15 protein-coding genes are annotated in these 12,580 nt (G+C 62.4%); 9 read left to right on the top strand and 6 right to left on the bottom strand.

What is annotated here, in order from left to right; translation table 11 throughout:
- Positions 1-90 precede the first annotated feature (90 nt).
- Both E4P09_RS11255 and E4P09_RS25910 read left to right on the top strand, forming a co-directional pair.
- A complete protein-coding gene (locus E4P09_RS11255) occupies positions 91-1,461 on the top strand; it encodes a hypothetical protein (RefSeq protein WP_137389694.1) in 1,371 nt (456 codons plus the stop codon).
- 125 nt (positions 1,462-1,586) lie between these two features.
- Positions 1,587-1,829: a hypothetical protein gene (locus E4P09_RS25910; protein ID WP_170984373.1), complete on the top strand. Its 243-nt coding sequence runs from the start codon at positions 1,587-1,589 to the stop codon at positions 1,827-1,829.
- Positions 1,830-2,251: 422 nt separating this feature from the next.
- Here the strand turns inward: E4P09_RS25910 and E4P09_RS11245 are convergent, their stop codons facing one another.
- Both E4P09_RS11245 and E4P09_RS11240 read right to left on the bottom strand, forming a co-directional pair.
- On the bottom strand, positions 2,252-2,431 hold the full coding sequence (locus E4P09_RS11245) for a hypothetical protein (RefSeq protein WP_137389692.1): 180 nt from the start codon (positions 2,429-2,431) through the stop codon (positions 2,252-2,254).
- A gap of 51 nt (positions 2,432-2,482) precedes the next feature.
- Positions 2,483-3,337, bottom strand: coding sequence for a hypothetical protein (locus E4P09_RS11240; RefSeq protein WP_170984372.1), 855 nt, complete (start codon positions 3,335-3,337; stop codon positions 2,483-2,485).
- Between the two features lie 682 nt (positions 3,338-4,019).
- Here E4P09_RS11240 and E4P09_RS11235 point away from each other — a divergent pair.
- The 4 genes from E4P09_RS11235 to E4P09_RS11220 all read left to right on the top strand — a co-directional run bounded on the left by E4P09_RS11235 (position 4,020) and on the right by E4P09_RS11220 (position 6,227).
- A complete protein-coding gene (locus E4P09_RS11235) occupies positions 4,020-4,199 on the top strand; it encodes a hypothetical protein (RefSeq protein WP_137389690.1) in 180 nt (59 codons plus the stop codon).
- 6 nt (positions 4,200-4,205) lie between these two features.
- The gene (locus tag E4P09_RS11230) at positions 4,206-4,394 is read left to right on the top strand and encodes a hypothetical protein (protein ID WP_137389689.1); all 189 of its coding nucleotides are present in this window, start codon (positions 4,206-4,208) and stop codon (positions 4,392-4,394) included.
- Between the two features lie 150 nt (positions 4,395-4,544).
- Positions 4,545-5,498 carry a DMT family transporter gene (locus E4P09_RS11225; RefSeq protein WP_137389688.1) on the top strand — a complete coding sequence of 318 codons (954 nt, stop codon included), beginning with the start codon at positions 4,545-4,547 and terminating at the stop codon, positions 5,496-5,498.
- A gap of 84 nt (positions 5,499-5,582) precedes the next feature.
- Entirely contained in the window at positions 5,583-6,227 is a 645-nt protein-coding gene (locus tag E4P09_RS11220) for a carbonic anhydrase (RefSeq protein ID WP_137389687.1), read from the top strand.
- Between the two features lie 34 nt (positions 6,228-6,261).
- Here E4P09_RS11220 and E4P09_RS11215 read toward each other — a convergent pair whose 3' ends face one another.
- Positions 6,262-6,945: a ribonuclease T2 family protein gene (locus E4P09_RS11215; RefSeq protein WP_170984371.1), complete on the bottom strand. Its 684-nt coding sequence runs from the start codon at positions 6,943-6,945 to the stop codon at positions 6,262-6,264.
- Positions 6,946-7,145: 200 nt separating this feature from the next.
- Positions 7,146-7,556, bottom strand: coding sequence for a hypothetical protein (locus tag E4P09_RS11210; RefSeq protein ID WP_137389685.1), 411 nt, complete (start codon positions 7,554-7,556; stop codon positions 7,146-7,148).
- A gap of 809 nt (positions 7,557-8,365) precedes the next feature.
- Between E4P09_RS11210 and E4P09_RS11205 the strand changes: the two genes are divergently transcribed.
- Positions 8,366-8,605, top strand: coding sequence for a DUF2188 domain-containing protein (locus E4P09_RS11205; RefSeq protein WP_137389684.1), 240 nt, complete (start codon positions 8,366-8,368; stop codon positions 8,603-8,605).
- Positions 8,606-8,695: 90 nt separating this feature from the next.
- Positions 8,696-9,556, top strand: a complete 861-nt coding sequence (locus E4P09_RS11200) for an SDR family oxidoreductase (RefSeq protein WP_137389683.1) — start codon at positions 8,696-8,698, stop codon at positions 9,554-9,556.
- A gap of 75 nt (positions 9,557-9,631) precedes the next feature.
- Here E4P09_RS11200 and E4P09_RS11195 read toward each other — a convergent pair whose 3' ends face one another.
- Positions 9,632-9,964, bottom strand: a complete 333-nt coding sequence (locus E4P09_RS11195; protein WP_137389682.1) for a hypothetical protein — start codon at positions 9,962-9,964, stop codon at positions 9,632-9,634.
- Between the two features lie 179 nt (positions 9,965-10,143).
- Positions 10,144-11,547, bottom strand: a complete 1,404-nt coding sequence (locus E4P09_RS11190) for an aminotransferase-like domain-containing protein (RefSeq protein ID WP_137389681.1) — start codon at positions 11,545-11,547, stop codon at positions 10,144-10,146.
- Positions 11,548-11,658: 111 nt separating this feature from the next.
- Between E4P09_RS11190 and E4P09_RS11185 the strand changes: the two genes are divergently transcribed.
- Complete coding sequence (locus E4P09_RS11185) at positions 11,659-12,522, top strand: DMT family transporter (protein ID WP_137389680.1); 864 nt, start codon at positions 11,659-11,661, stop codon at positions 12,520-12,522.
- The last annotated feature ends 58 nt before the right edge of the window (positions 12,523-12,580 follow it).

Genomic DNA, 12,580 nt, shown 5'->3' with positions numbered 1-12,580 from the left:
CTCTTCTTGCGCGTGCGTTATTCTACCATAGATTGTATTGAGTTTTGGTGGTTGGCGTGTTTCGCCCCCCGGATTTGAGGGATGAGTTCGATGGCATTCAGTTGGCTTGCAGGCATGGCGGAGAGCGCAGTATCGGTCGCGAAGGGACTCTTTAGCAGCGGAGGGACATCACTTTTCAGGGCTGCTGAAGGCGCCGCCAGCGAAGCCGGCGCCTTCGAAAACGCCGCTATCAGTGCCGAAAGAGCTGCCGGGGGAGGGTTCCTCAGGGCCGGAGAAACCGCGCTCAATAGCGCCGAGAGAGGGGTCTTCAACGCCGAGGAAGGCGTATTCAACGCGCTCAACAACGCCGAGAGAGGGGCCTTCAACACCGAGGAAGGCGTAGTCAACGCGCTCAACAACGCCGAGAGAGGGGCCTTCAATACCGCGGAAGGAGCCTTCAATACCGCCGAGACGAGGGGCTTCAACACCGGGGAACCAACCCTCGGAACTCCTCTCAAGGCCGGGGGAGGAGCCTTCACTCCCCACGCCGAGGCAGGCGGCAGTTTCGAACGTGGGGCCGCGTCCCAAGGCTATAATCCCCATGTCAGTCCCCAGGAGTCTTGGCGGCAAAGCCCGGTGCACGAGCTCAGGCCCGCCACGGAATTGTCGCACCAAGAGGCACCCTTCACCAACAACGCTACGCCATACCGTCCGGCAAACGCGGGCGCCATACACGCTGAAAACACTGCCCATCTATCCTTCATGGACAAGTTCTGGGCGGGGGCAAAAGATCCGATGACCTATGTCAAGGCAGCGGGCGTGGCGCTTCCACCAGCGCTGATGACCGCACCCATGCTCCCGCATCTCGTGGACTGGATCAGACAGGAGATGCACCCGGAAGATGCCAAGGCGGCCCAGGACAAAGCTACCGCGGACGCGGCTATTCATGAGGTGCTTCGATCCACACCGCCCAATCAACTGCAAGCAGGCGCGCAGCTGCTGGCCGAATACGAGCAGGCAAAGCTCGTTCCGCCCGGAACGACACAGCGGTTCGTCGATGAGTTCCACCTCAAGCCTGTCGGCGGCGGCAACACCGACGCGGGCGGGCACGGGCAGTCCGGCGATGGACAGGCCGTATATGACGGCCAGGTTGCGGCGGGTCACGGCGGCCAAGGGTATGGCGGCCAGACCGCGCATGCCGGTCAGGGGTATGGTGGCCAGGGATATGGTGGCCAAGGATATGGTGGCCAGGGATATGGTGGCCAAGGTCATGCCGGCCAGGCTGCACATGGCGGCCAAGGCTTGAGCGGCCAGGTCGGTCAAGGCCAAGGTGGGCAGGCTCTCCACGGCGGCCAGGGTGCTCAAAATATTCACGGCGGGCATTTGCCACCCGATGCCAGCCATGCTGGCTACGAGCATAGCGCCACTGAAGATATCTCCAGGTTGGCACACGCGATTCACCAGGACTCTATGCACATCTGAGCAGTGCTACGGTCGATCGGGTTCGTCGGACCCGGACAGATAGCTGGATTTGAGCAGATAGGAACATGTCATGCCATTCTTAGCACCACTCGCTATGGAGGCTATCGGCGCCCTCGGCTTGGGCGGTGCTGCTCTGGGTGGCGTTGCCGCTGAAGGTGCTGCTGCCCTCGGTGTTGAAGGTGCTGCTGCACTTGGTGCCGAAGGTGCTGCCGCACTTGGTGCCGAAGGTGCTGCTGCACTTGGTGCTGAAGGTACCGCTGCACTTGGTGCTGAAGGTGCTGCCACACTTGGCGCTGAAGGTGCTGCTGCGGAAAGTGCCGGATCGAATTTCCTCGGCAATCTCATTGGGAACAACCCGCTCGATATAGCCTCCAATGCGCTGCAGATGATGCCTCCAGGGCCCGGCGGACCCATGAGCATGCCCAGCATGCCTGGCGCCATGCATCCCAACGCTCCGCTAGGCCAGTCTTATCCTGCGCATGGACAAGGGGGTCATTTCTATCCACAGCCCGCGCAAGTCCAGGGGCAAGCGGGCCATTTCTACCCGCAGCCCACCCAGGCATATGAGCAGGCGGCGGCCCACCCCTATGCGCAGATCTCGCGGGCCTTTGGGGGGGCGCCTCAGCCCCACACGCCCATGTTCGAAGAGATTCATACAGGATCAACTCACGATCCAGGCAGCTATACTTCCGGATGGCACTATATCTGAAATAAAATATACATAGATATCGATTATGATTAAATATTATAAAGAATATTGCGCGGTTTTCTGGAGGTTATTATGGGTTTTCTAGCAGATGCAGCCAAAGCCGTCGTCGGTACCGTCACTCATGTTGTCGAAGGCGCGGTGCATGGCGTTGCCAACGCAGTAGGTAATATTCCTGTAATAGGAGATGTGGCCCATGCTGCTGACAGTGTCGTGCAGGGTGTAGGGGACGCGGCCAATCACCTCGTCGGCGCCGGAAGCCAAGTGGCAAATGCGATTCCAAACATGCTAAACATGTCTCCCGTGGGCGGCCTTCTAAACATGTCCCCCTTGGGCGGTCTTCTCCACACCGGCCCCGCCGCTGGTCAGGCTCCGACTGCGCAACCTGCGGTCGGGCAGGCAGCGGCTGCGCAGCCTGTGGGCGGGCAGGCCCCGCTGCCTCCCGGCCTCGGCAGAGGGCCGGACGGGCATATCTACGCCTTTGATCAGAGCGGGCAGCCTCATCCGGTCACCATGGGGCAGGACGGGCATCCCTACGCCCTCGATCAGAATGGGCAGCCTCATCCCCTCGCCATGGACCAGGCTGGGCAGGTTCATATCATGGATGGCCCCGGGCCAGGAATGGAATCGGCACAGGGACAAGACTACGATCAGGGGCAACAGCTCCACGCAATGGGCCGGCTCGGGCCGTCGGAGATGCCGCAGCAGGAACAGGGAATGGGCCAGCTCGGGCCGTCGGAGATGCCGCAGCAGCAACAGGGGTATGGTGAGCAGGGGTATGGTCAAGAAGCCCGTGGCGGCTATGAAGGCCGTGGTGGCTATGAAGGCCGTGGTGGCTATGAAGGCCGTGGTGGCTATGAAGGCCGTGGTGGCTATGAAGGCCGTGGTGGCTATGGAGGCCGTGGCGGCTATGAAGGCCGTGGCGGTTACGGAGGCCATGGAGGCCATGGCGGGGGCGGCCATGGAGGCCATGCCGGCGCCGGCCATGTCCAACAAGGGCCTGGGCCTGTAGTGCAGACGCAAGGCTATGGAGGTCATGGCGGCGGCCATGTCCAACAGGGGCCCGGGCCTGTGGTGCAGACGCAAGCCACGGTGCATGCGGGCGACCTTCAGGGCCACGGCGGCAATGCGGAGGCGCCCATCCAGCAGGAGCCCATGCCTGTGGCGCACGCACACGGCGACTGGACCGCGTGACCATCGCACGCGCCGGCCTTGGCCATCTAAGTGCTCTTTTTTTATGTTGACGACAAAGGAAGATTATCATGGCTACAGTATTACCGATTGGAGATAGGCCGGTTGAGGCCCAGGAGGTCCAGGCCGGCCCTGGTCATTTCTTCCCGGGCATGGTGAACAACACCGGGCCAGCGTACATGCCGCAGGAAAGCCACGGGTTTCCTCATCTCAACCATGGCGGCCATGGGCCAGTCATGCCGCAGCATGAACATGGGTTTTCGTATGGAGGCCACGGCGGACATGGCCCAGCCGTGCAGCCGACAATTGACCCCCCCGCGCCAAAGCCTGGCGCGATCGACACGCCTCTTAGCCACCACGACAGCGGCACGCCTCTCCCACCGGACGAGACCGTCCATGCACACGTATCTCACGGCGACTGGACCTCGTGAGCCATTCTCAGGGCCGGCTCCATGTCGGCCCCCTTTTTCAGGCCGCTATTCCGCCGTATTCAGCGCAAGATTGCCGGATTGGGTGCCGTCTCTCCTGACCTGACAAACATACCCAAGGGGATGCGGCAATGTCCTTTCGCCTAGACGGAATTTGCCATACTGGCTTCGGCTCCGACTCACCTGACATCAGCGCTGCCTCGCCTGGCTTCCTTGCAACCGCATGGAAGATCATGTCCGCGATTTTCCTGCCCAGGCTGCATTCGGTGCGCCACCTGACCCACTGGTCGCGCGATGCGGTGGACGCGGGGCTGATGGACGCGACCCCGGCCAAGCCCATCTGCACCGAAGGCGACTCGGAATGTCCTCAAGTGGTCCTCGCCAGCACGCTGGACACCATCGGGGCCTGGTGATCCGCGATGGACAGTCTCAATGTCTTCCAGCGCGCCCTGCGCTTCATGTCCGGCCTTTTTGGCGGGGACAGGGGAGGCTATGTCCCGGTATCCGATGAGCAGTCCATCATCGGGACGGCTGCCGGGGCTCCTCAGAACGACGACGACATCGTTCAGTCCGCACCCCTCAAGGAAATCGCCGAACCGCCCTGGTAGCGCGGCGTCGCGGCTGCCGGCGCGTGACATTCATCAAGAACGGGATTGTCTGCGCCCGTCATTTCCAGCACACTTTGGAGAAGGGGTCGGCACCATCGTGCCGGCCATTTTCGTTGCGTGCCTGTGGCCGCGTTTGGCTGGAGAGAGAACATGGCCCAGGTGGCATCGCCGGGCGGCGGTCGTGCAGGGCTCAGCATCGAAGGCGTGGCCTTCGGCATGGCTCTGGTGGTTTTCGCCGGGACCCTGTGGAGCTTGCAGGGCCTGCTGGTCCGTCTCATGGACAGCAGCAATCCTTGGCCGATCCTGCTCGTCCGCGGCGTGGTTCTTGCGGTGGCCACCGTGCTGATCCTGTTCATCCTCGGCAACGGGCGGGCATGGCCGCTGGTTCGCGGGGCCGGTTGGCGCGGCCTTGCGGCGGGCCTGGCGCTCGGCGCTTCGGGCAGCTTCTTCGTGGTGGCGCTGAGCTACACGACCATTGCCAACGCAGTGTTCATTCTGGGGGCGGGACCGTTCTTTGCCGCCTTCCTCAGCCGGTGGATCCTGGGCGAGTCCGTACGGCGCCAGACCTGGATCGCCATGGGCTTCAGCCTGCTGGGGGTATTCCTGATGGTGTTCGACGGCCTGGAAGGCGGCGGCATCATGGGCAGCATGCTGGTCCTGTTCTCCAGCCTCACCTTCGCGATCTACAGTGTCATCCTGAAGACGGTTCCCGGCGTGGACATGAACCCCGCCGCCCTGCACAAGGGCTGGACCGAAGCGGCGATCGCGGCTTCGGTGCTGCTCGTGGCATCCTGGTGGCCCGACCAAAGCGCGGCGGCGAGCCCGGTGGCGATGTCGGCCAAGGACATCCTGCTCAGCTTGGGCATGGGGCTGCTCTTGGCATCCGGCATGTTGGTGTTCACGATCGGCGCGCGGCGGCTTTCCCCGGCGGAGATGACGCTGGGATCGTTGACCGAGCTGGTGCTCAGCCCGGTCTGGGTGTGGATTTTCGTGCACGAAGTGCCGGACGCCCTGACGCTCGTCGGCGGCGCCATCATTATCGGCGCGATCATCTATCAGGCCGCCAGCGGGGCACGGCGGCCAAGGCCGCCCGTCGTGGTGTGATCGCGCGTCATGAGCGGTTGCAGGTTGCGGAACCCACCTGCTTGCGCGTAAGGAAGACGCGCAGCATGCGAGAGGTACTTTGCCGTGGACGATCTGCTGAGAGGATATCGAGATTTTCGTACGCAGTCTTGGCCAGAGCTCAAGCCGCTGTTCTGGTCGCTGGCCGCCCGCGGTCAGGCCCCGAAATCGCTGGTGATCGCGTGCTCCGATTCGCGGATCGATCCCCAGCTGATCTTCCGGGCAGCCCCGGGCGAGATCTTCGTGGTGCGCAACGTGGCCAATCTGGTGCCGCCCTATCAGCCGGACGCGGAGTATCACGGTACCAGCGCCGCGCTCGAGTTCGCGGTGCGCACCCTGAAGGTGCCGCACATCATCGTGCTGGGACACTCCTTCTGCGGCGGTGTCGGCGCGTTGCTGAAAGGGCCGGATGGCAGCTTCGATTTCGTCTCGCACTGGATGTCGATCGCCGAGCCCGCGCGAGAGACCGCGCTGGCGTCCGCTGCACAAGGGGTGGACGAGGAACAGGTCCAGCGCCTCTGCGAGCACGAGGTCATCAAGGTTTCGCTGAGGAACCTCCGCACCTTTCCCTGGGTCGAGGAGCGCGTTCAGGCGGAAAATCTCAAGCTTCACGGCATGCTGTTCGACATCGAGACAGGCAATCTCGAGGTGCTCGATGCGGCAAGCGGAACGTTCGCGCCGCTGGCCCTGGAGAACGTCCCTTTCCGATGATCGAGGGCCGAAAGGCGGCCGCGCGCGCGAACCGTTACTGGACGTTGCGCGTGCGGGCGGCCGGCAACACGATCAGTTCGGCTCGGCATTGTCGCCGATCATGCGGGCAGGGCATGGGCTGGCCGTCGCGGCTGTAGCAGATTCTGACGCTGCTGAGCCGGGCGACGTCGCGACGGTTGCCGCAGTAGACGCCGACCATGCTTTCATCCAGGCCGGGATTGGCGGCGACAAGCTCGTTGCGCAGCTCCTCCGGCGTGGTGAGGACGTTTTCGGACGGCACCTGGTATTCCGCCGGAATGGTGATCTGGCCATAGAGATTACGAATGAGGCCGAAATAGTCGGCCTGTGACAGGCCCGAGCAGGTTCCATGCCGCCGCCACTCGTGAATGATGAGCTGCTTCGAGGGCATGATGTCCATCATCTGCTCGATCATTGCGTCGGGGACCCACGTGTCGGAGGTCTTGCAGAACTCCGGCCAGCCTCGCTCGAATTGTGGCCATAGCCCATGGACCACGAAGGCGAAGGGACGTTCGGCGTTGCACTGGGCCGCATCGCGCGCTGCACCTTCGCCGGCGCAATAGCTGGGCGACCAGGAGAGCACCAGGGCGTAATAGTCGAAAGTGCCGGGCATCTCGCCGCGCGGGAAGGCAGGTCCTGCGGCGCCGGCCACGAGCAAACTGATGAGGATCGCTGCCAGATATCGGGTGAGACGGATCATGGACGAGTTCCCCATGGCAGGGTTGGAGCCGGCGGGGGGATCCGCACGAGTAGGCTGGACTATGAGCGATGTGCCGAGCGTCCGCAAGGCTGATTATCACGCATCGGTGAGGGACGCGCTGATAAGCTTAACGACTTGCGATGCCATAGAGATGGCGCACGGGTGAGTTCCGCATCGGCCGTGGCGGCAGATTTCGCCGATCATACGTGATTGCCGATGGCGGTGTTATCCTCCTGCCGGCTTTCGACTGCCCCGGTCCTCCGGCGCTCGATCTCGCGGTTGACCCTTTTCACCGCGGCCGAGAGAATATCGCGCCGCATCTTCGAACCCGCTCCTTCCGCCGGCTCGGGGCGCGCTGCTCCTGAATCGCCAGCCTTGGGCGCCATACCCGCGCCCGGCTGGGCAACGCCTCCCCTGGCAGCGCCCGGTTGGCGCTGCTGGCGCAGGCCAGCGCCTCCGGCCGCGCCGTCGCGAATTTCCCGCAGTTTTTTCCTAAGCTTCAGCAGATCGGGTGAGTCGATGAGACGCAGTTCCGGAAAGTGTGTCTTATCGAGCAGCTTCACCTCTTCTTCAGACAAATAGCGCCGTTCGGTCTTCCTGCTGCGGGCCATATGCCATTATCCTCCGGAATCGTAGGTGGCGTGCCGGCACTTCTGCCCGTGGCCGGCGCGTTCGACAGTGCTAACGCCGCACGCGCGACGTGGTTGCGAGGCTGTCGCCGCATCTCACGCGGTCGGTGGCGACGACTGTCGGCATTCCCTCCATAGGGGTGGCATCCTAGTACCGAACCTTCGCAGCAAATCGAATTCCACATCGGAAATGGTGAGCTGAGGCAAAATGCACGTTGCTGAAAACTACCCCAACTACTAGTTGTATATCCGCCATTTTAGTTGCCAGGAGCGTCAAGCTATGAATTTCAAAGCCTTATTCTGCGGATGGCTTGGTTCTGGTGCCGTTGAGGAGCCAGTGGGGTCCTACGGAGGAACCGAACACTTGCTCCGGAGCGAGTCTTCGTTTTCATTGCAGAGCAATGGTTTGGACAAGGTCTCGTTATCTGAATTCCATCCCGATTTGCGTGATACTTTTTCGTCGGCCCTGCCTGGGATCAAGGAGTCTGTAGTAGATATGAAATCATTTTTAGACTACATCACAATTTCGCACTAATGTTTCGATTGGAATAAATAATGAAGCTGTCTGATCTGTGTTGCGTGTTTGGTAATAAGGAGCATGAAATTCCTATTACCATACCTGTTAACGAACTTCCTCCGGAAGTGTTGAACTATTATTATCAGGAATCACCGTTGGCACATGGCGCTCCGTCGGAACCGCTCGTCTTGTTTCATCCTGCTTAGCCGATTGCCGCGGAACTGAGGAAAGCGTCTCGCCGTTTGGTCTATCGCAACACTCGCGAGGTAATCCCATGACGCGCATCACCTATGAGGTCGTCGAGCATGATGGCGGCTGGGCCTATAAGCTCGGCGACGTGTTCTCGGAAACGTTCCGCACGCGTGAAGAGGCGCTGGCCGCAGCCCAGCGGGCAGCACGCGAGCAGGAGATGCCCGATGAGTCCAGAGTGATCGAGTATGAGGACAGCAAGGGCCAGTGGCATCAGGAGCTGGCGCGGGGCGACGACCGTCCGGAGACGGAGGTGAAGAGCTGATCGCTCTCGCGGAACGGAGATTTGCAACCATCCACCATGGCTTTGTGTTCCCCGGGACAGCGAACTAGCCCCATCAGGTGAGACAGAGCCATGGATGCGCATTTTCCGACGCCCCCGTTCGACACGCCGCCTCAGCCGGTGCCGGGAACGACGAGGGCCATGAACCCGCGGCCCGATCACGGTGAAACCAGCTATCGCGGGTCGGGTCGACTAAACGGCAAGGCTGCCGTTATTACAGGGGGCGATTCCGGTATCGGGCGGGCGGTGGCGATCGCCTTCGCGCGGGAAGGCGCGGATGTCCTCATTTCCTATTTGAACGAGCACGAGGATGCGGAGGATACGGCGCGTTATGTCGAAGAGGCCGGCCGCAAATGCGTGCTGGTGCCCGGCGATCTCTCGAACGCCGCTCACTGCCGGCAGGTGATCGCGCGGGCGGTGGAAGCTTTCGGCCGGATCGACGTTCTGGTCAACAACGCGGCCCATCAGATGAGCTTCTCGTCGATCGACGAGATCTCGGACGAAGAATGGGAGCGGACGTTCGCCACCAACATATCCGCGATGTTCTACCTGGTGAAGGCAGCGGTGCCGCATATGAAGCCAGGGGCTTCGATCATCAACACCGCGTCGATTAATTCCGATGCGCCCAATCCGATCCTGTTGCCCTACGCGACGACCAAGGGTGCCATTCAAAACTTCACGGCAGGTCTTGCGCAGCTGCTTGCGGAAAAGGGAATCCGCTCGAATGCCGTGGCACCGGGGCCGGTGTGGACGCCGCTGATCCCCTCGACGATGCCGCTGGAGAGCGTCAAATCGTTCGGCCAGCAGGTGCCGATGCACCGGCCGGGACAGCCGGTGGAGGTGGCGCCGGTCTTTGTCATGCTGGCGTCCGACGAGGCGAGCTATGTCTCCGGCGCGACCATTGCGGTGACCGGCGGGAAGCCGATGATCTGATATGGGCGGGATCCGGGAGCCCGTCAGGGGGCCTCCGAAAGGCAGAAGCCCTCGTGGGCGAGGGCTTCCTAGGCGTTACGGAAGTATGATGACCGGTCCTGGGAAGGCCGTCCACCACGGACGGGAATACCAGTAGCCGCCGTAGTAGTAACCATATCCTGGGCGGCGGACCTTATAGCGCGGTCCGTATCTCGACACGCTATACTTCACCGTCCGCTTTGTCTTGACCTTGCCGTGCTTGGTCGTCTTCTTGACGACCACCTTCTTCGTCGCCACCTGCTCGATGGGAAGGCCGGACAGCGCTGTCGCAGAAGGCGAGACAGGCGCTTGTGGGGCCGCCACCGATACTCCGCCGATCAGCCCGGTCAGGAGCCCGGCTGCGACCAGCGTCATGATTCTAAGCTTCATTGGTGCTCTCCGAGAAAAGAGATCGGGCCGCCAAGACCAGCCCGGCGCTTAAAACTCGAACAACGGGCGCGACCTTTTCCTACTACGGAGTTTCGGTCTTGGCCATCACGGAAATATTTCGATCGTAAAGTATGATGAACGAGCCGGGGGGACGGATACGTTCAGATATCAATCGGCTTTCAGCGCCTTATCGCCATTGCGAGCACCTCGAACAAGCGTTCGTCGTCGGACCGCGCGATGTTGAAGCGCATGAAGCGGTTGGCGGTCCGCGAGAGGCTGAACGCATTGCCAGGCGCCAGCACGATGTTCGCCGCCAGCGCACGGCGCGCGATCTCGGCCGCATCCGCACCCTCGGGCAACATGCACCACAGGAACATGCCTGCTTTCGGCTCGATCCAAGGCGTAATCCCGAGCGCCGCCAGCCGGCCGATCGCATCGCTCATCGCGCGCGACAGGCGTAGCCGCAGCGCTTCCATATGCTTGCGGTAGCTTCCGTCCTTGAGCAGCGTCAGCACCAGCTCCGCCGAGAGGCGGCCGCCGCCGAAAGAGGTCGCGATCTTGAGATCGATGAGGTCCTCGATCCAGTCCCGTGGCGCGGCGATGTAGCCACAGCGCACCGATGCGGAGAGCGTCTTCGAAAAGCTGCCGATCTGGACGACGCGCTGAAGGCCATCGAAAGCCGCCAATCGCGGCGCGGGCGTATGCTCGAAATCGGCGAAGATGTCGTCCTCGATTATGGTGAGCCCCGACTGATCGGCGAGCTTCAAGAGACGATGAGCGGTCACCGGGGACAGTGTCGCGCCCGTCGGGTTGTGGAGCGCCGCGTTGGTGATGTAGAGGCGTGGCCGGTGCTCCGTCAGCGCCCGCGCAAACAGATCGATGTCCGGTCCCGTGGGCGTGTAGGGAACGCCGACGATATTGGCCCTGTGCGCCCGCAGCAGTGCATGAAAGTTGAAGTAGCAGGGGTCATCGACCAATACCGTGTCGCCGGGTTCGAGCAGGAACCGGCACAGGAGGTCGACCGCCTGCGTGCCCGATTCCGTCAGCATGATCTGATCGGGCGATGCCTCGACGCTATGCTCGGCGATGCGCCGGGCCAGAAGCTGGCGCAGGGGGGCGAGCCCGAGCGGCGTTCCATAGTCGCTGAGCGATGCATCATCGGCGCGTGCCAAGGCCCGCAATGCCCGGCGTATGCCCGCCTCCGGCATCCATGAGGCTGGGAGCCAGCCGCAGCCGGGTTTGAGGACATCGTCCTCCGCCGCCAACGACTGGCGGGATACCCAAAGCGGATCGATTTCCCGATCCAGCCTGGGGCCAACCTCGGTCAGCGAGAGCGGTGCAAGGGGACTGGAGACGTAAAAGCCGGACCCGGGCCGCGAGCGGATGACGCCTTCCGCCACCAGCCGGTCATAGGCTTCCACAACGGTGGACGTGGAGACCTGCATGGTCTTGGCAAAGGATCGGATCGACGGCAGCTTCGCGCCCGGCGTCAGGCTGCGTGCCGCAATCCGCTCGCGGATTCGCGTCATGACGGCATCGGCCAACGTGCCCGTCCGTTCGCCTATATCGCTGCGCTCTGTCATCCGTACTGCTGCCGATGCCATAACAGTAAGGGCGAACTGTATTGCATTGTATCTGGCGAAACCAGCCCCTTCCGCTGATAACCGCGTGGCAGAACAGGCGGAGTATGTGCGGTGGACAAGACAGCGCGTGGCTGGATCAATGGATTCCTGGGCGTCCTGATATTCAGTGGATCGCTGCCGGCGACCCGGGTGGCGGTGATGGATCTCGACCCCGTCTTTCTGACCGTCGCGCGCGCGGCCATAGCCGGGCTCCTGGCTCTCGTGCTCCTGGTGATCTTCCGCGAGAGACATCCCGAGCGCGGCGATCTGGTGTCACTGGCCATCGTGGCCTTGGGCGTCGTGGTGGGCTTCCCGTTGCTGACCGCATTGGCGCTCGAACACATAACATCGGCTCATTCCATCGTCTTCATCGGCCTGTTGCCGCTGGCGACGGCGGTCTTCGGCGTACTGCGCGGCGGCGAGCGTCCTCGGCCAGCCTTTTGGCTTTTCTCGTGCCTGGGCAGCGCCCTCGTTGCTGGCTTCGCGATATCGCAAGGCTTTTCGGTCTCACCGGTCGGAGACCTTTTGATGCTGGCCGCGATCATCGTATGTGGACTGGGCTATGCCGAAGGGGCGAAGCTGTCGCGCAAGCTGGGCGGTTGGCAGGTGATCTCCTGGGCGCTCGTCCTGTCCTTGCCGATCATGTTGGTGCTCACAGCGATCACCATCCCGTCATCGCTGAGCCGTATAGGCGGGGCTGCGTGGGTCGGGCTCACCTATGTCTCGCTTTTCAGCATGCTAATCGGCTTCGTGTTCTGGTACCGGGGACTTGCGCAGGGCGGGATCGCCGCCGTCGGCCAGCTGCAGCTGCTGCAGCCCTTTTTCGGTCTGGCCCTCGCTGCGACCTTGCTGCATGAGCAGGTCAGCGCAACCATGCTCATCGTCACGGCAGCAGTCGTCCTGTGTGTTGTTGGGGCAAGGAGATTTGCACGGTAGACTGGAAAGAGAGACGTTTGCGTCGCAAACGCTCAAAACCGCCAGCCCAATGCGGGGG

The sequence above is a fragment of the Rhodoligotrophos defluvii genome (assembly GCF_005281615.1).
GTDB lineage: Bacteria > Pseudomonadota > Alphaproteobacteria > Rhizobiales > Im1 > Rhodoligotrophos > Rhodoligotrophos defluvii.
Note: the sequence above shows the minus strand (reverse complement) of the source record. Positions and strands in the feature narration are given on the sequence as shown.

Bases quoted from the DNA above. Each gene is read 5' to 3' on its own strand.
- E4P09_RS11230 (WP_137389689.1), top strand. From the start codon at position 4,206: ATGGACAGTCTCAATGTCTTCCAGCGCGCCCTGCGCTTCATGTCCGGC.
- E4P09_RS11190 (WP_137389681.1), bottom strand. From the start codon at position 11,547: ATGACAGAGCGCAGCGATATAGGCGAACGGACGGGCACGTTGGCCGAT.
- E4P09_RS11255 (WP_137389694.1), top strand. From the start codon at position 91: ATGGCATTCAGTTGGCTTGCAGGCATGGCGGAGAGCGCAGTATCGGTC.
- E4P09_RS11210 (WP_137389685.1), bottom strand. From the start codon at position 7,556: ATGGCCCGCAGCAGGAAGACCGAACGGCGCTATTTGTCTGAAGAAGAG.
- E4P09_RS11215 (WP_170984371.1), bottom strand. From the start codon at position 6,945: ATGATCCGTCTCACCCGATATCTGGCAGCGATCCTCATCAGTTTGCTC.
- E4P09_RS11225 (WP_137389688.1), top strand. From the start codon at position 4,545: ATGGCCCAGGTGGCATCGCCGGGCGGCGGTCGTGCAGGGCTCAGCATC.
- E4P09_RS11200 (WP_137389683.1), top strand. From the start codon at position 8,696: ATGGATGCGCATTTTCCGACGCCCCCGTTCGACACGCCGCCTCAGCCG.
- E4P09_RS11205 (WP_137389684.1), top strand. From the start codon at position 8,366: ATGACGCGCATCACCTATGAGGTCGTCGAGCATGATGGCGGCTGGGCC.
- E4P09_RS11195 (WP_137389682.1), bottom strand. From the start codon at position 9,964: ATGAAGCTTAGAATCATGACGCTGGTCGCAGCCGGGCTCCTGACCGGG.
- E4P09_RS11235 (WP_137389690.1), top strand. From the start codon at position 4,020: ATGTCCGCGATTTTCCTGCCCAGGCTGCATTCGGTGCGCCACCTGACC.